Genomic DNA, 17,394 nt, shown 5'->3' with positions numbered 1-17,394 from the left:
CGCTGTAGATGCTATGGGTCGAGCGGCGAGGGTGTGGCATCCTTTGGCGCTGTTGAACCAACCAAAAGGAGCGCCACCATGTCGCAATCATTTGACGCGACCCGGTCCCTCGCCGCCTTCGACCAAGATACCACGTTGATTGTTGTGGTCGAGATGAGCCAATCGAAGTGGCTCGTCGCAGCGATTGTTCCAAGCCTTGAGCGTCGGCCGCTCAAGAAACTCGACGCTGATCCGGGGGCATTGCTGAAGCTGTTGCATCGCTGGCGTAACGAAGCCGAGCTGTCGGGACAGCTGATCAATCGGATCACGATTGCCTACGAGGCCGGACGCGACGGCTTCTGGCTGGCGCGCTGGCTGCAGGAGCGAGCTGTCGAGGCTCATGTGATCCATCCCTCGAGCGTTGCCGTGTCGCGCGAACACCGGCGCGCCAAGACGGATCGCCTCGATACAGAGCTGCTGATGCGCGCGTTTCTCGGCTGGCTGCGCGGCGAGAAACGGCATTGCAGTATGGCGGTGATTCCCACAGTCGATGAGGAGGACGCACGGCGTCCAAACCGCGAGCGCGACAGTCTGGTGCGCGAGCGAACACGGATTGTGAACCGCATCAAGTCGATCCTCGCCCGCTTCGGCATACGCACCTTCAAACCCAGCTTGCGCAATGCCAACCAGTTGGAAGCTCTGAGTACTGCAGAAGGCACTTTGTTGCCGGAGAACACTCGCGCTGAACTGCGCCGCAACTTTGCCCGAATGCAGTTGCTGCGCGACCAGATCCGGGAGATCGAACACGAGCGGTTGCGCCGGCTTGCCGCAGTTCCTACGGCGCCAGCGGCGGAGCAACGGGGGCATGCCATGGTTCGTCTCCTCGCACGACTCATTGGCGTGGGCGTCGAGACGGCAGACATGCTGGGCCATGAGATTTTGTCGCGCGGCTTACGCGATCGAAGGGCCATCGCCCGGTACGCGGGCCTCACCGGGGCACCCGACGAGAGTGGGAAACGCCGACGCGAGAAAGGGCTCGCGCGGGCCGGCAATGCGCGCGTTCGCTACGGCATGATCCTGCTGGCGTGGCGCTTTCTACAATATCAAAAGGACAGCGCCCTTGCTCAATGGTTTACGGCACGCACAGCCGATGGTCGCGGCAGCACACGCAAGACAATGATCGTGGCGCTGGCGCGCAAACTGTTGATAGCACTATGGAGACTGGTCACGACAGGTGAGATTCCGACAGGTGTCGTATTGCGCGCTGCATGACGCCAGAGGAGGAAACAGCCGATCCGGCGGGCCGAAAAAGGTCTGCTAACAAGGGATCCGAGGTGGCGGTGAACCGATCGCTCACATGGCCTCTCAAGCCGCGCTCGTAGAATGGGCCCGCCGCCCCGGAGCCCGTTGATGCGTATGGCTGCATCATGGTTCTGGTCCGCGAGGATCAACCGCATACAAGCTTGCGGCGCGCTTATCGCGCCTGATGGCGAGCTCCCCCGGATTTGCCTTCGTTTGCTCAGGCCTCGCCCGAGCCCAAACAGTCTGCCGCCGCGCTCGCGACCGTCAAGGACAAGTCGCTACGCGATGGAGCCTGCGGCCCATCCTTGACCGTCCCTGCACGCGGGCGGCCAGTCGAAGGGAGGTCGGGACGAGGAGATGGTCGCCAATCGGCCCAACAAGGAGATAGAGGAAATGAAGCAACCGTAGGCTTGACAATCATCGCCCCATACAAGCGAGCGAGCGGCGTAGCGGCAGTCATCGATGTTCTTCGGTAGCGTTGGGTTGCTGACACAACCTGATTCGAAGGAACCACCGATGACCAAGCCCCAAACCTTTTCCGACCGGCTCCGTTCCAAAAAAGGGGGCGGCATTGCTGCCGCCCTTTGAGATTGGTGAGAGGCGCAGACCTTAGAAACCCATACAACCCATGCCGCCGCCGCGATGCAGCCCTGAAAGTGTCGAGCGAATCGATGGTGTTCGGAAGCTCGACCCACAGGATGAATCCACCCTGCGAATCGGTAACCTTTGTGCCTTCCGCGACCGCCACGGCGCTTCGTCGCACCGTAGAGAGCGAGTGTGAGGCGCTGAGCATCTACCAGCGCCCGAGACGTGCCGAGCTTTTGCGTGGAGCCATGCGGGATGTCTCCTGTCGCACTCCCGCAACCAGAGGCTTGCCCGTTCATTGAAATGTATCTCTATCCACAGGGTGGATGCTCTCATTGAAACAAACGATTTTATCAATCGTCCGGAATCTCGCATTGACAGCACCTCACACGCCCTGATCGCCCGCTACCCTTATCGTGTGACGACTGCGAAAAAAGAGCCCGAAAGGTGAAATTTCCATGAGCTCAGACGTGCGATGGAAGTTGCCCCTGGAAAATGAGTTGCAGTTGGATGCCTACGCCGCAGACCAACCGGAACTCATCAGGTCTCTTTAATCCGATTGCTGTTGGTGAGTGGCACAAGCCTGGTCAGGACGATTTTCGCGACGTGACTGGCAGAGGTATGGCGACGCACCCACGTCAAAAGGCATTGCTATGGAAAGGAACAGAATGGCTGATCAACTCGCAACGGAAATCATTGCCACGATCAAGAACCGCCTCGAATCGGAGAGCGGCCAGGGAAAGAGTGTGTCCATCATCGGCGAAATAACGACTGCCACGGAACTGACCTCGCTCGGAGTCGATTCGCTGGGTCTGGCGGATCTCCTCTGGGATGTGGAGCAGGCCTACGACATCAAGATAGACATGAACGCGGCCGACGCCTGGTCGAATCTCAAGAATGTCGGCGACATGGTGGAAGCCGTCCGCGGTTTGCTCGCGAAGGAGGTCTGATTGGACAGGCGAGTCGTCATTACTGGGATGGGCGGACTTTGCGGCCTAGGCAACAACGCCGCCTCCATCTGGAAAGAGATGCGCGAAGGCCGCTCCGCCATCCGCCCGATGGTCAGTTCCGAGCTTCATGAGATGAAGGGCATTGTCGGTACCGAGATCAAGGAACTGCCCGAGCACGACATCGGCCGCAACCAGCTCGTCTCCATGGACCGCGTCGGCTTGCTCGCTGTGCTTGCAGCGCGCGAAGCCATGCAACACGCTGGACTTTCCTGCGATCAGGGAAATCCGAATCGCTTCGGCGCGACAGTGGGTGTCTGCGGCTGGGGCTGGGGAACGGTTGAAGACACCTACCGCGCCCTCCTTTTGGGCGGCGCGAAGCGTGCTGGCATTTACACTGCACCAAGGGGGTTGCCGAGCGCCGCTGCCAGCCAGGTCAGCATGAGCCTCGGCCTGCGCGGCCCGGTCTTTGCCATCGCCTCCGCATGCGCATCAGCCAACCATGCGATCGCTTCGGCGGCGGATCAGATCAGGCTCGGCCGGGCCGACGTGATGCTTGCCGGGGGCGCCGAAGCGCCGCTCGTATGCCTTCAGATGAAGGCATGGGAAGCAATGCGCGCGCTCGCTCCGGATACTTGCCGGCCCTTCTCCGCCGACAGGAAGGGAGTGGTGATAGGCGAGGGTGCGGGCATGGCCGTGCTGGAAAGCTATGAGCATGCCGCGGCGCGCGGTGCCACAATGCTTGCCGAGATCGCAGGGATCGGCCTTTCCGGCGATGCCTTCCACATCGTCGCGCCGTCTATCGAGGGGCCGGAGGCCGCGATGCGCGCTTGCCTTGCCGACGCCGGGCTGAATGCCGAGGACGTGGACTACCTTAACGCCCACGGCACCGGCACCAAGGCCAACGATCAGACGGAGACGGCGGCAATCAAGCGCGTCTTCGGAGACTATGCCTATTCCATGTCTGTCTCGTCCACCAAGTCCATGCACGCGCATTGCCTCGGCGCAGCGAGCGCACTTGAAATGATCGCCTCCGTGATGGCGATCCAGGAGGGCGTCGTGCCGCCGACCGCCAATTATCGCGAGCCGGACCCCGATTGCGATCTCGACGTCACGCCCAATGGGGCGCGCGAGCGCAAGGTGCGCGTGGCACTGAGCAACGCCTTCGCCATGGGCGGCATGAACGCAGTTCTGGCGTTCAAGCAGGTGTAGAAGCCATTCGAGATGCCTCCAGTAACTCTATCTCTCGTATGGCCGGATCACGATTGTAAGGACGTCGCCTTGGACCGCCTCGGGGAATGCGCCAAGTGGCAACGGAAGCTGGACGAGCCGGGGTCCGTTTTTTTCAAAATTCTCAACTGTTGAAGCGACTTGGACGTACCGCTACCCGGAAGGTTTAGCGAGGCCCTTCGAGTTCGGCTCGAGGGCCTGTCCAAAGCTGTACCCGATAATGTCTGGAAGGCGCAGGGCCGCCAGTGACCGCTCCCGTGCGAAGCCGGTCCTTAGAAAGGGAATCGATAAATGTTCGATCTGACCGGCCGCAAGGCGCTCGTCACAGGCGCATCGGGAGGCATCGGCGAGGCGATCGCCAGGGTGCTGCATGCGCAAGGCGCTGTCGTCGGCCTGCACGGCACCCGCGTCGAGAAGCTGGAAACGCTGGCGGCCGAGCTCGGCGAACGGGTCAAGCTGTTCCCGGCGAACCTTTCCAATCGCGAAGAGGTCAAGGCGCTCGGCCAGAAGGTCGAGGCCGATCTCGAAGGCGTCGACATTCTCGTCAACAATGCTGGCATTACCAAGGACGGGCTGTTTGTGCGCATGTCGGACGCCGACTGGGATTCGGTGCTCGAGGTCAATCTGACCGCCGTGTTCCGGCTGACCCGCGAACTCACCCATCCGATGATGCGGCGCCGGCATGGCCGCATCATCAACATCACCTCTGTGGTTGGCGTCACCGGCAATCCCGGCCAAACCAACTACTGCGCCTCCAAGGCCGGCATGATCGGCTTTTCCAAGTCGCTGGCGCAGGAGATCGCCACGCGCAACATCACCGTCAACTGCGTCGCCCCCGGCTTCATCGAATCGGCGATGACCGACAAGCTCAACGACAAGCAGAAAGAGGCGATCATGGCGGCGATTCCGACACGGCGCATGGGCACCAGCGCCGAAGTCGCCTCCGCCGTCGCTTACCTCGCTTCCAACGAAGCCGCCTATGTCACCGGCCAGACCATTCACGTCAATGGCGGCATGGCGATGATTTAGCGTGAAAAGTTCAGTGCGGCCCGATGACGGCTATCAACATTGGGGGAAGGTTCGCACCCATAGCAGTCGGTTGGTCTGGCAACTGACGAGCGGGTCGGTCGGGCAACTGGCCGGGTCGAAGCCTCCTGATCAAGGCCGCCGTGGGCGGAGATTTAGATCAAGTTCTTTGAAACGCATGTCTTTTCCTATCCATAGCTTGGATGCATTAATCCAAAGAAACGATTTTGCCAATGCCGCAGAACGTCGCATAGTAAGATTTCAAAGATGTAAGCCATAGCTAGTTATCGAATTCTTGCATTGGTTCAGAGCAGTATTGTTCTGGTGTGCGCCTTCCGGTGTGCTCGGAACACAACGGGGTCGCATGTTCATTGCGGCTAGTTTCTTCGGTGCGCCAGCTACATCGAGCCGGCTCGATTCGACAAGCGTCCCCCTGCTAGGCGCTTCCCCAACAAAATAGCAACAAAGATGAGGTTTTCCATGTGCTCTGACGTGCGGTGGAGGTTGTGCTGGGAAAATGAGTTGCAACAGGCCGATCATGTCGAACTCTCCGAGTTTTTCCGAAAGACCTACGGACCGACTGGGGCCTTCAACTCAGAGCCATTCGAAGACGGCCGTAGCTGGGCCGGTGCGAGGCCGGAACTCCGCGCAATCAGCTACGACGCGCACGGCGTAGCGGCTCATATCGGCATACTACGCCGCTTCATCAAGGTTGACGAGGTCGAGCTCCTAGTGGCCGACCTGGGGTTGTACGGGGTGCGTCCGGATCTTGAGGGACAAGGGATCAGTCATTCAATGCGCGTTGTATATCCAGTATTGCAGCAGCTTGGGGTTCCATTCGCTTTCGGCACCGTTCGGCACGCGATGCGGAACCATATGGAAAGGTTCTGCAGAGACGGCCTGGCGGCGATTGTGTCGGGCGTTCGCGTGCGGTCCACTCTCGCAGATGTGTATCTCGACCTGCCGCCCACGCGCGTGGAGGACGTGCTCGTAGTGGTTGTGCCGATTGGACGCTCGATGAGCGAGTGGCCATCCGGCACCCTGATCGTTCGGAACGGTCCGGAGCTATGAACATCTTGAAGTGCCGGGTGATGGCGCCGGCGCCAAGCGCGAGACCGATGTCGAGAATGGGCGCACTGTGGGTAAGCCAGCCAATCGATATGAGGTCCACGCCGGTCGCCGCAGTTGCCGGGGCGCTCGCCCGCGTTACTCGGCCCAAGGCCTCGGTGATCGCGCGGCGCCCGACATAGCCACAGCCTGCGCAAGCTCCTCGACCGACATGTTGTCGAGGAGCACGGCGTCGACGCCCACTGTAAGGGCTATCTCCAACTGGTCCAGCCCGTCCACCTCTACCTCGATCTTGCATGTGACCTATGACGCTACGCGCCCGCTCGATTGCGGTGGGGATGTCGCCGGCAATGGCGATGTGGTTGTCCGTAATGAGCACCGCGTCGTCGAGCGCGAAGCGGTGATTGGCGCCTGACCGCATATCGCTTCGACAAACGCGGCCGTAGCCTTGCCCGCTTGGCGCGCGTTAAGCGAAAGCTTGGCTTTGCAATCGGCGGCGATAATTGCATCGCTCGTGATATCGCCGGCTCTGCCCAGGTCTTCCAGCAGGTCACGGCGCACGATGGGTGATGATCTGAGGAAGTGGTGCAAGTGAAGTCATGTCAACGGCTCCGTTCGGATGTCGTCGTCGCGGCCGCGCTCATGGCCGGCTGACGTGGGTCATGCTGCGTGCTGCCGCCGTAAGGTTCCGCTGGGATTAGCTGTGACGCACAACGAGAGGGTTCAGGTCAACGCCCTGGAACCCATGTCACTAGTTATCCATGACATGGATGCGTTTCATCGAAACAGACGATTTTACCGATGGTACGGCACGTTGCATAGAAAGAATTCAAGGATGTAAGGCTTAGGGAAGTGGTTGATGTTTGCGTTGGCTCCGAAGAGCATTCTCTGGTCTGCGTCGAAGACCCGCCCAGGCGCGCGTCCATCGCGGCCAGGCACTTCCGCGATCGACGCAAGCTACATCGCATTGGCGCAGCACGACAAGCTTCCCCGAATTGCGCAGGCGCTTGCCTCAAAGACAGCAGCAAAGCTGAGGCTTGTGGTGTTCTGGAAAGAGGCAATTTAGATGCTTGTTGATGGCTCAAGGATGGATCGGTTCGTTGTTTCTCGACGGCGCACGGGTTTCGGTGATTGCCTGTGGTCTCTCGCGTCGGCATGGGACTACGCACATCGGACGGGACGGGCTTTAGCAATAGATTGGCGCGGCTCTTGTTACCTCGACAACCCGTTTGCGAATGCCTTTCCGGCTTTCTTCAAGCCAATTGAAGAGATCGGTGGTGTACGGGTCATTTGCGATGACGAGATCAACCACGTCTCATTCCCCGGTCCCTTCTTCCCGTCGTGGTGGAACAAGCCATCCATCGACTGCGTGTACCGTCCGGATGAACAGATTTTCCAAGAACGTGACGAGCTTAACGATCTTTTCCAGGCCCAAGATGATTGTGAAGCCAACACGGTAGTGTGTGATGCTTGCTTGATGTGGCGCTGCGATGAGCAAGCCGAGCGAACGATATTTCGGAGCATCAGACCGAGGGTCGAAATTGAGGATCGGATTGAAGCGCTCTACCAGGAACATTTTGACGGGCACAGCATAATTGGAGTCCATGTCCGCCACGGCAACGGCGAAGGTATTATGGATCACGCACCTTACTGGGCTGATCCAAAGGTTGCCTTAGAGCAGGTATGCACTGCCATTCGTATGGCCAAAGCGCAACCGCATCCAAGGCCTGTAAGGGTGTTCTTGTGTACAGACAGCGCCCAGGTTGTTGATCACTTGTCGGGCGTATTTCCCGAACTTTTCACCGTCCCAAAACGCTTCCAAGCGGATCAGGCCGGCCCCTTACACAGTGCAGCACTGGGCACCGACGGGGGTTTTTCCGCTCTCGTTGAGATGTATCTCCTCGGTAGATGCGACACTGTAATTCGCTTTCCTCCGACTAGCGCCTTCACACGCTATGCCCGCCTCTTCGTGCCACGAATTGTCGAATTCGATTTGAATGACCCGCGTCGTTTGATCTTGATTGATAACTCTTTCGAACGTTCCCCGGCTCCATGAAAGGGTTGGCAGCACGCTCGAACTCTCCCTAGCCTTCGCGCAGAGGCTCCGTTCGCCCTGCCAATGCGCCCCCTTTTTCGCCACGCAATCCCGCCGCAGGCGAGCATTTTCTTGGGCGCGTCAAAATCAAAAGGATTCAAGCTTGTCAAAGAGAAAAGTCGCTTTAATCACCGGGGTCACGGGCCAAGATGGTTCTTACCTCGCAGAATTGCTTTTAGAAAAGGGCTATTCTGTGCACGGGATAAAGAGACGATCGTCTCTTTTTAATACGGGCCGTATAGACCATCTCTATCATGACCCTCATGAAACTGGCGTTGATCTTACACTTCACCACGGGGACTTGACAGATTCGTCCAGCCTTACGCGCGTCATTCAACTGGTTCAGCCGGACGAAATTTACAATTTGGCAGCTCAGAGCCACGTTGCAGTCTCCTTTGAAGAACCTGAATACACCGCGAACTCCGATGCCTTGGGTGCGCTGCGTATCCTCGAGGCAATTCGGATCCTGGGGCTCGTCGAGCATACGCGCTACTACCAAGCCTCGACGTCTGAGCTCTACGGGCTGGTGCGGGAAACGCCACAGACCGAGACGACACCGTTCTACCCCCGATCACCCTACGCTGTTGCCAAATTGTATGCTCACTGGATCACCGTAAATTATCGAGAAGCTTACAATTTGTATGCATGTAACGGTATTTTATTTAATCATGAGTCACCCGCGCGCGGTGAAACATTTGTAACGCGCAAAATCACGCGTGCCCTGGCTCGGGTTAAGCTTGGAATGCAGCGGACTCTATTCCTTGGCAACCTTAATGCGCTTCGCGATTGGGGGCACGCTCGAGACTACGTCCAGATGCAGTGGTTGATGCTGCAGCAGGAGCAACCTGAAGACTTTGTTATTGCTAGCGGTGAGCAACATTCGGTGCGCGAATTCGTCACCGTCGCGGCCGCTGAACTCGGCATCGATGTTCGTTGGGTTGGGGAAGGGGTCGACGAAGAGGGGTACGATGCAAAGACGGGAGCTCTGATCGTAAAAGTAGATCCCCGTTATTTTCGTCCTGCAGAAGTCGAGACACTTCTCGGCGATGCCCGCAAGGCCAAAGAAAAACTTGGGTGGGCGCCCAAAATCTCCTTCATCGAATTAGTTAGGGAGATGGTTCGGGAAGATTTGCGCATGGCAGAGCGTGACGCAGTGCTGATGAAGCAGGGTTATTATTCACACAGTCCACGAGAGTTATGCTGATAATGGTGGCGCCATGCTGGCTTGTTGTCAGTGACATTGTGGTCTTCTTAAGGAACGTCCAGAGCCTTATCAATGGAAAACAAAAAGATGAAGAAAGTCTATGTGGCAGGCCATCGCGGCCTTGTTGGATCCGCCACAATGAGAGCCCTCGAGGCTTTAGGTTCCTATGAGATAATAACACGTACTCACGACCAACTGGATTTATTTGACCGGAGCGAGACGCGCAGGTTCTTCATGTCGCGGCGGCCTGATTACGTCGTAATGTGCGCCGCAAAGGTTGGTGGTATACTGGCGAACGCTAGCTCCCCTGTCGATTTCCTTCATAACAACCTCGCGATTCAAGTCAGTGTTTTTGATGCCGCTCACGCTTCCGGCGTCGAACGGATGATTTTTCTTGGCTCCTCGTGTATCTATCCACGCGACTGTCCGCAGCCGATACGGGAGGAATACCTTCTCACCGGTCCGCTTGAAGCGACTAATCGTCCTTACGCTTTGGCAAAAATCGCAGGTGTCGAATCATGCTGGTCTTTCAACCGGCAGTACAAGGCGCGCTATCTCGCGTTGATGCCGACCAGCTTATATGGTCCCGGCGATAATTATCACCCCGAAAATTGCCACGTTCTGCCCGCTCTGATACGCCGGTTTCATCAAGCTAAAATGAACGGCGATTCCTCGGTGGAGGTCTGGGGATCCGGAAACCCTCGGCGAGAGTTTATGTATTCGTCGGATGTAGGCGATGCCATTGCGTTCCTGCTTGGCCTGCCAGATTCAGATTTTGACGCCTTAACTGCCCCCGACACTGCGCCCCTGATTAATGTTGGCGTTGGCGAGGACGTCACAATTCGCGAGGTGGCGGAACTCGTCAAGGCGGCGGTCTGCTGGAAGGGCGATTTGGTATTCGACACGACGAAGCCAGATGGTACTCCGCGCAAGTTACTGGACGTAACGCGCTTGCGTAACCTTGGCTGGAAAGCCAAAACGTCCCTTGGTGCCGGGTTGCAAGCGACATACGAGGATTTTCTCCGCCTTCATGGGGCTTGACGTGGATGCGCGCATCCTGGTTGGACTGCATGTCCGACCGGGTGCAAGCTGGCTCAGTCAGGCCAAACAGGGACGCATACATGCCCAGAGGGGGCCGCAATATTGGCCTGTGCTAACGTTGCAAACCGGACCTCTCTGCCACCGGCGATGCAGAGGATCACCCAGAAGCTTGGCCAAGCCAATGGGAAGGCCGCACAACGGGGCGCACCTGGAACGGCTGTGCGTGAGCGCCGTCAACTCAAGCCACGAGTTAGAACTGCTCAACCTCACGGGAGCCGCTGCCTACGAACCTGGCCTCGATACGGACGCCAACCAGGCCCGCATCATGCCCCGGGGCAGTCCTTGTCCAAGGCGGTGCAAACGGAAATGGCGGACGTCGACGGTCAACTCGCGCTTATCCGCAGGCGATCGCGTCGCCATCCAAGATCGCGCCTTTTCGGCGCGGTCGGGCACCCTTCCGATCGGATTCAGTCGGCGTTGTTAGCGCCGAACTCACTCGCCTCAACGTCATGGCGCCACAAGCGCGGATTTGCGGCGCCATGGTGCGGGCATTTACAACCCTGCTGCAGCGGGTCTCGTTGATGGCGAAGCGGCTTGCCCTGAACCAGTCGCTCGCGTCTGCAGCTCGCCAAGCTGTCGCGCAGCGCGATCATCCTGATGCTCTGGGATGGCAGTGGCAGGTGACCGCCTATGCGGTGAGCTTGGCTTGGCTCGATTGGCATTATCATACCTTTTACGAAAAATGCTGTTCATTAGTCCGAGTTACTTAAAAGAATGAGTCGGACCTGCGCGGATGGCAGCATGAATCGGGATTTTGATCACTACCATGAGAAAATATTCCTTTCATATCTACTCGCCGCGCCAACGCAACGGACGCAGAGACGGTCGGCCGTTTCAGTCACGCGCTACTCGATGAACTCTCTGGCGGGAAAGCGCCCACGCCCGACGTCGTGAGACAAAGCGCGGAGACAGTGCTTGCCGACGCCGGCGTGGTCGCTGTGATCGCAAGTGCAGATGACGAGCCGGTCGGCATCATGGTGCTGAATGAATGCACGGCGATCTATGCAGGAGGCAAGTTCGGCTACATTTCGGAGCTGTATGTTCGACCCGACATGCGCTCCAAAGGGATTGCCCCTCATCTGCTTGAGGTCGCCTCGCAGGAAAGCCGTGCTCGTGGTTGGAAGCGACTTGAGGTTGGAGCGCCCGGGCAACCAAAATGGAAGCGCACGCTCGATTTCTATCTGCGGAACGGGTTCGAGGAAGTCGGCCCTCGGCTCTGTCGGATAATCTAGACTTAGAGTTTGCTATAGGCTGGCTCAAAGCAACCTGCCGCACAATGTGACGGAACGGAAGCGGAACCATATTAATGCTACAGCCGAATGGTCGATAGTTGGCCATTTTCGCAGGTTAGGGCCGTCGGGGCCTTTTGCATCAGCGTTTTGGCTTTGGACTTCCTCGCGTTCTGCGACGAGGCGGGCATTGTGACGCCTCTGGCGATCGACCTCCGTTTCGGCTCGAGGATACGCTTCAGCAGAGCGGCGTTCTCGGTGCCCAGGCGCCGCACTTCGATCTGCAGAACCTGGAAGCCATCGCTGCTGGGCGAGCTGCCGGGCCCGCTCGGGTGCGGCCTTGTTCCAGACGGCGATCCGGGCATTGGAGCGTTTGATGAACGGCTTCAGGGCGTGCGATAAGGTCGCCTCGGCAATAAGCGTCACCGCGTCCTTCTTCTCGCTCTTCACCAGGAACAGACGGTTGCGGTCCTGCTGGGTGGAACGAGAGACCAGCGGAGCCGTCATTGCCAGCAACCGGTCGATCAGATTCGGAGCCGCATGTCGCCGTCGGCGATCGATGGAGCGCCTTTGCGCGCGTTTTGCGCCGGCCCGGGGCTTGGCCCACTCGACGAAGATACGATGCTCATCGAGCGGATGGCGCCAAGGGCGGACGGCCGCCCTTTGATACGGTGATGATGTTGAAGATCATGGTGCTGCAGGCGCTCTACTGTCTCTCGGACGATCAGGCCGAGTGTCAGATCCAGGACCGGCTGTCGCCGGTGGGCATGGCCCGCATATCCATCCCATGGATGCATTATATCCAAACAATCAAGTTTACCCATCCGTCATGATGCTGCATAGCGCCGTACAGGAAAGCCAATGTCCCGTGCTTTCCAGCTCACGTTCACGAGCGTGGACTTTGTAGGAAGACCAAGGCGAAACCGGCGCATCATAAGGGGCAGAGTATCCATGAACGGAATGGCGGCGGGGCAGGCCGGATCTGGGCGTTTTATTGCTTTAGAGGGGTTGAGGGGGCTGGCTGCAGTTGGCGTCCTCTTGTCTCACGCCCTCTTCGCTGTCGAGCCAGGGATATTCAAAACCATGTACCCGTTGGCGCAAGCAGCGTGGCCAGAAATCGGATGGCCTGCTCAGCTTCTAACTCTCCCCCCATTCAGCATGCTTATCAACGGAAGCTTTGCGGTTTGTGTATTCTTCGTTCTAAGCGGCTTCGTCCTTACCAAGTCTTTTGCTGACACTGGAAATGCGTCGGTGCTTGTATCCAGAGCAATCCGACGGATACCCCGCCTCGGCATTCCAATCGCAGCTTCAATCGTTTTTGCCGGTACCATTTTTGCCATGGGGCTGATGAGAAATCTTGAAGTTGCCCCACTCACGGGCTCGGTCTGGCTGACCTGGTATTACCCTAGCTCAATTACGGCCGCGACCATCGCCCAGGAGGCTCTATATCAGTCCTTATTTCTCGGTAAGAACAAACTCAATTCACCACTCTGGACGATGTCCATTGAGCTCGTGGGTTCATACTTAGCCTTCATGTTCGCCTTCGCTGCGAGGTGGTTCACCTTCGCCCTCGTCACAGTTTTTGCCGCGGCTCTCTCTTTTGCGGTCCATATAGCTTACCTGCCCTTCGCCTTGTCGTTCGGGGTCGGCGTCCTCCTGACTCGCGTTTCTCCAGCGAAATGGCCTCACGAAGCTAAGATCGTAATCTTTCTTGCTGCCATCTATCTTGGCGGCTTCTCAAACGCCATCTTGTATGAGCCGATCATCAAACTCTCCCCAATCGACTTTAATCCCCTGAAGGACGCAATGCACTGCGTCGGTGCAGCCTTCCTTGTCGCTAGCGTTCTCGCGCTTCCATCGCTTCAGCGAGCCTTCTCGTCATACTTTTTCCCACTCCTAGGTCGATTGTCGTTCTCGGTCTACCTTCTTCATTTCCCTGTCCTTTGTTCCCTCGGGTGCTTTGTCTATCTCTGGACTATCCAATGGGGACATGCCATTGCGGCTAGTAGCACTGTCGTCATTGTACTTGTAACCACCATCATTGCTGCGGTGCCGTTTCAGCGCCTTGTAGACGTGAAGTCCATGGAAGTAGCCAAGAGGGTGGACCAATACCTGAGAGGTTTTTGCGTAAGACTGCGGAGGCGTAGACTGGCGCTGCGCTCAACCATTTGAGCGGGACAAACATAGCTAATCATTCTGACCTCAATAAAACGAAAGGTGCCCTGCCTTGGAAGAATTCGTATCACGCATCGCCACCAATGTCGGCGTCGACCCGGCTCTCGCAGACAAGGCCGTTGGCATGATGCTGGGTTTCCTGCAACGCGAGGCAGCCGACGGTCCCGCTGCGCGCATGATCGAGGCCATTCCCGGAGCTTCGGAATTAGTGGCGAAGCATGATGGTGAGGACGCAGAGAGCGGCAGCGTCCTCGCCGGAGGCGGCGTGGTGGGTTTCGGCCAGCAATTGATGAACGAGGGTCTCAGCCTGGGAAATATCGCCGGCCTTGCTAACGAGACGATCGCCTTCGCCAAGGAACATGCCGGCGACGAACTCGTGGACGAGGTCCTCAATTCCGTTCCCGGCCTTCCCCAGTTCGCCTGATCAGCAGCAGCCCGGTGGCATACGATTGTCGTGCGCCCGTCTCGGCCCGCTTGCGCAGCTAGAGCAGACTCGACTTATTCCGGGGTCATAGCCGTCTGCCTCGAAATAGTGCCTGCATTCCTCGGCCGTGAAAGCTGCGAGGCAGTTGGCCACGACCGACGTTCGTCGATGGTTCGGGTTGCAGCCTTTCTCAGGAGAGCCTTGAGCTTCGAGAAAGCCATCTCGATCGGGTTGAAGTCGGGCGAGTATGGCGGCAGGAACAGGAGCCGCGCCAACCTTCTCGATCACCTCGCGCGCGCCGCTGATATTGTGGGCGGGCAGGTTGTCCATGACCACGATGTCGCCGGGGCGAAGCTCGGGTGCGCGGACCTGCTGGGCGTAGGCGAGGAAGGCACAACCATTGATAGGGCCATCGAGCAGCATTGGCGCCGCCATGCCGCCCAGCCGCAGGCCGGCCGTGAAGGTGGTAGTCTTCCAATGGCCGTGAGGAACGGCCGCCCGGCATCGTTCGCCGCGCAGGCTGCGGCCACGCAACCGCGCCATCTTTGTGGATGCTGCGGTCTCATGGACGGAAATCAGCCTCTCGGGGTCGAGATCGAGCTGGCCATCGAACCAGGTTCTGCGGCGGCGCAGGACATTGGGGCGCTGCTGTTCGGCGGCGTGCGCCGTCTTGTTTGAAACGTGATGCCGCGCCGGTCGAGGTACAGCCGGACCGTGGACGACGCTGCCCGCACGCCACGCTCGGCGGCAAGGCGCTCCCCGATCTCAGCAAGCGTGATGTCCGGCGCGTCCTCGATGAGGCCAAGAATAAAGGCCTCATGCGCATCGAGCTTCGAACGCGACGGCTGGCCCTGCTTGCGCGCTTCCATCTGGCCGGTCTCGCGATAGCGGCGATACCAACTCCCGGCCATCGAAATACCGATCCGGATGCGACGCGTCGCCTCCCGCGTCGAATCCCGACTTCAATGGCCGCAATCACGCGCCCACAAGGTCCGCCCTTGGGCTCCTCATCATCATCACATCCTCGTAAATCACCGGGACAGTGAATCAGACAGGATCTTCGCGTCATTCCCAAACCGACCCTGTTTTAATCGAAGATGCTCGAGGCATTCTCCGCCGAGTGTTCCGTACGGACCCCTGCCAGACCACCAACCGCCGGGCGCGCGAAGCGAAACCTTGCAGTTCATTCGTCTACCCCAAAATCGACCTCGGGCGTACCGATGTGCATAACTTTAGGCGGCAAAGGCTTGTCCTGAACGCTTTCGATGAAGCCCGCGAGATAAGCAAATATATTGTACTTCTCAAGTACCAACCGCTTCGCCTCTCGTATTGCATCGCGACGTTCCTTCCAGAGGTCCGAGTTGATTATTTCTCGGATCTTTTGAATTACGTTCTTGTCCTCTGGATCAATCAGAACCATTGAATCCGGCGGAAAGAACCTCGTAATTGCCGGGCTGCCGTAATAGATCGGCATTGTTTCAGCAACGAAGCAGTCCATAAGCTTCTCTGTAAAATAGTAATCAGCTCTAGTATTCTCGAAAGCTATACTGTAGCGGTAAGGTGCAAGTGCGTCCCATTTATCTCCAATCAGGTGAAAACCTCGGCCGAACAGGTCGAACTCGATCTCCTCTCTCAGCCGCTCCAAAAACGCCAGCCGATATCGATGTCCTTTAAGCAGGGCGATGTTGCTGGTAATCCATGAGAGCCGACGCGGCTTGTCAACGACTTCGCTGACCAGAAGTTGGTCATATGACTTTCTTACAGACCAAGACCGAGTGATAGGTGGAGACAAGACGAACCGACGCCCTGCATTCTGCTGGGCTACCAACTCTGCGTCAGACGTCAAAACGATGGTATTTTCCCCCTGCCCTAGATGGAGGGCGCGATGAGCTTTCGTCGGCGGTTCGCCGATCGCAAAAATTGTCCTGTTCGGGCTCGCCTCGATATCAACAGGAAGTCCAAAAACAGAAGGAGAGTTAAAGATTATATGCCAATCCGGCGTGAAGGATGTCTTGCGGACAAAAGCGACATCGTTCCAGATTCCACTGCCCTTTGGAGTGAGATGGTGGATGGCGTCATCCAGACCGCCCCAAGAATCGAGGCATGCAGCAACAATGGGCGCCGGACGTTCCGTCAGCAATTTGGCGCTAGACAAAGTAGTTCGACCCCTTCACTTCGGTGGTACCGGCAGTAATTTCTGCACCAGGGCCAGACCTCTCTGCGCCTATTCCCGTCGTGAGATGAAGCTAAAACGATCGGAATCGATGGCTAAACGGGACGCAGGTAAGCCCTTCGATATCGAAAAGTTTGGGAGAACTGCACAAAGGCTTGTAACCCCTCCTCCTCCATCTCAATCGGCTTCCATAATCTAGCTCTGACTATTTTTGATGCAGTTTGGGAGTTCTGTCCAGAGTCTTCTGCAAATTTGCGATCACGGTCGCCGGTGTTGGCGGGTCAGGCGCGGCGTCTTCAAGTAACGCATGCGCCCAGCCCGCCCGCCGCCGTCAGGCGGCCTTGGGCTGCTCCAGCTTGCGCAGCATCTCCTTCTTGTCCTCGGCCAGGTGCTCCATGTTGAGATTCGCATGGCCTCCAGCCAGTTTTCGTGTGTTTCGACGGCGAGCGCGCGGACGAGCCGCAGACAGCTCTCAGCGCTAGGAAAGATGCGCACCACATGGATGCGCCGCTTGATCTCCTGATTGAGCCGCTCCAGGATCTTGGTGCTCTTCAGGCGCTTGTGATGCTGGCGTGGCAGCCGGTTGAAGGTGAGCGTCTCCTCGATGTTGTCCTCCACCCACTGGCACAGCTTGGGGCAGCGCGTCTCCCACTTGGCCAGCCATTGGGCGAGGTCGGGCCGCACTTCGGAAAGGTCGCGCCGGTCATACATCCAGCGCAGTACCTGCAGGCAGTCATCATCGATCCATTGGGCCGGCAAGATGTCTCGCGAGCAGATCGAAGCCGGCCGTGCCTATGACCGCCTTCTCAAGCGCGGCGCCCAGCCGAAGGGCTCAAGGCCATCGTCGCATGGTTCA

The 17,394-nt window shown here is 58.1% G+C and carries 14 protein-coding genes and 4 pseudogenes; 13 read left to right on the top strand and 5 right to left on the bottom strand.

What is annotated here, in order from left to right; all coding sequences use genetic code 11:
- The first annotated feature begins 78 nt into the window (after nt 1–78).
- The 5 genes from AC0L2M_RS19355 (at nt 79) to AC0L2M_RS19335 (ending at nt 6,140) form a co-directional block, all read left to right on the top strand.
- Nucleotides 79–1,251 carry an IS110 family RNA-guided transposase gene (locus AC0L2M_RS19355; protein WP_473535613.1) on the top strand — a complete coding sequence of 391 codons (1,173 nt, stop codon included), beginning with the start codon at nt 79–81 and terminating at the stop codon, nt 1,249–1,251.
- A gap of 1,283 nt (nt 1,252–2,534) precedes the next feature.
- On the top strand, nt 2,535–2,816 hold the full coding sequence (locus tag AC0L2M_RS19350; RefSeq protein ID WP_065008438.1) for an acyl carrier protein: 282 nt from the start codon (nt 2,535–2,537) through the stop codon (nt 2,814–2,816).
- Complete coding sequence (locus tag AC0L2M_RS19345; protein WP_065008437.1) at nt 2,817–4,025, top strand: beta-ketoacyl-[acyl-carrier-protein] synthase family protein; 1,209 nt, start codon at nt 2,817–2,819, stop codon at nt 4,023–4,025. It abuts the gene before it with no gap.
- Nucleotides 4,026–4,334: 309 nt separating this feature from the next.
- Complete coding sequence (gene fabG, locus AC0L2M_RS19340) at nt 4,335–5,072, top strand: 3-oxoacyl-[acyl-carrier-protein] reductase (RefSeq protein ID WP_473535612.1); 738 nt, start codon at nt 4,335–4,337, stop codon at nt 5,070–5,072.
- Nucleotides 5,073–5,549: 477 nt separating this feature from the next.
- The gene (locus AC0L2M_RS19335; protein WP_065010676.1) at nt 5,550–6,140 is read left to right on the top strand and encodes a NodA family N-acyltransferase; all 591 of its coding nucleotides are present in this window, start codon (nt 5,550–5,552) and stop codon (nt 6,138–6,140) included.
- Nucleotides 6,141–6,180: 40 nt separating this feature from the next.
- Here AC0L2M_RS19335 and AC0L2M_RS19330 read toward each other — a convergent pair.
- Nucleotides 6,181–6,738, bottom strand: a pseudogene (locus tag AC0L2M_RS19330) (beta/alpha barrel domain-containing protein); the annotation flags it as partial.
- A 465-nt stretch (nt 6,739–7,203) separates the two neighbouring features.
- Between AC0L2M_RS19330 and AC0L2M_RS19325 the strand changes: the two are divergent.
- The 5 genes from AC0L2M_RS19325 to AC0L2M_RS19305 all read left to right on the top strand — a co-directional run bounded on the left by AC0L2M_RS19325 (nt 7,204) and on the right by AC0L2M_RS19305 (nt 11,769).
- Complete coding sequence (locus AC0L2M_RS19325; protein ID WP_065010674.1) at nt 7,204–8,193, top strand: nodulation protein NodZ; 990 nt, start codon at nt 7,204–7,206, stop codon at nt 8,191–8,193.
- A 142-nt stretch (nt 8,194–8,335) separates the two neighbouring features.
- The gene (gmd, locus tag AC0L2M_RS19320) at nt 8,336–9,436 is read left to right on the top strand and encodes a GDP-mannose 4,6-dehydratase (protein ID WP_473511989.1); all 1,101 of its coding nucleotides are present in this window, start codon (nt 8,336–8,338) and stop codon (nt 9,434–9,436) included.
- Nucleotides 9,437–9,523: 87 nt separating this feature from the next.
- Nucleotides 9,524–10,477: a GDP-L-fucose synthase family protein gene (locus AC0L2M_RS19315; RefSeq protein ID WP_245430169.1), complete on the top strand. Its 954-nt coding sequence runs from the start codon at nt 9,524–9,526 to the stop codon at nt 10,475–10,477.
- Between the two features lie 539 nt (nt 10,478–11,016).
- Nucleotides 11,017–11,247, top strand: coding sequence for a hypothetical protein (locus AC0L2M_RS19310; protein WP_141246637.1), 231 nt, complete (start codon nt 11,017–11,019; stop codon nt 11,245–11,247).
- Nucleotides 11,248–11,448: 201 nt separating this feature from the next.
- On the top strand, nt 11,449–11,769 hold the full coding sequence (locus tag AC0L2M_RS19305) for a GNAT family N-acetyltransferase (protein ID WP_473535611.1): 321 nt from the start codon (nt 11,449–11,451) through the stop codon (nt 11,767–11,769).
- 24 nt (nt 11,770–11,793) lie between these two features.
- On the opposite strand, the gene AC0L2M_RS19300 is transcribed toward AC0L2M_RS19305, so the two are convergent.
- Nucleotides 11,794–12,273, bottom strand: a complete 480-nt coding sequence (locus tag AC0L2M_RS19300) for a hypothetical protein (protein ID WP_473535610.1) — start codon at nt 12,271–12,273, stop codon at nt 11,794–11,796.
- A gap of 137 nt (nt 12,274–12,410) precedes the next feature.
- Between AC0L2M_RS19300 and AC0L2M_RS19295 the strand changes: the two are divergent.
- The 3 genes and pseudogenes from AC0L2M_RS19295 to AC0L2M_RS19285 all read left to right on the top strand — a co-directional run.
- A pseudogene (locus tag AC0L2M_RS19295) lies at nt 12,411–12,524 on the top strand (transposase); the annotation flags it as partial.
- Between the two features lie 103 nt (nt 12,525–12,627).
- Nucleotides 12,628–13,938: an acyltransferase family protein gene (locus AC0L2M_RS19290; RefSeq protein ID WP_473535609.1), complete on the top strand. Its 1,311-nt coding sequence runs from the start codon at nt 12,628–12,630 to the stop codon at nt 13,936–13,938.
- A gap of 55 nt (nt 13,939–13,993) precedes the next feature.
- A complete protein-coding gene (locus AC0L2M_RS19285; protein WP_065010667.1) occupies nt 13,994–14,365 on the top strand; it encodes a hypothetical protein in 372 nt (123 codons plus the stop codon).
- A gap of 81 nt (nt 14,366–14,446) precedes the next feature.
- Here the strand turns inward: AC0L2M_RS19285 and AC0L2M_RS19280 are convergent.
- The 3 genes and pseudogenes from AC0L2M_RS19280 to AC0L2M_RS19270 form a co-directional block, all read right to left on the bottom strand.
- A pseudogene (locus AC0L2M_RS19280) lies at nt 14,447–15,344 on the bottom strand (IS630 family transposase); the annotation flags it as partial.
- 204 nt (nt 15,345–15,548) lie between these two features.
- Nucleotides 15,549–16,520, bottom strand: a complete 972-nt coding sequence (locus tag AC0L2M_RS19275) for a glycosyltransferase family 10 domain-containing protein (RefSeq protein ID WP_082982603.1) — start codon at nt 16,518–16,520, stop codon at nt 15,549–15,551.
- Nucleotides 16,521–16,869: 349 nt separating this feature from the next.
- Nucleotides 16,870–17,276: pseudogene (locus AC0L2M_RS19270) on the bottom strand (transposase); the annotation flags it as partial.
- Nucleotides 17,277–17,394 lie beyond the last annotated feature (118 nt).

This window comes from Mesorhizobium sp. WSM4806, from assembly GCF_055811635.1.
This window is presented reverse-complemented; position numbering and strand designations above follow the sequence as displayed.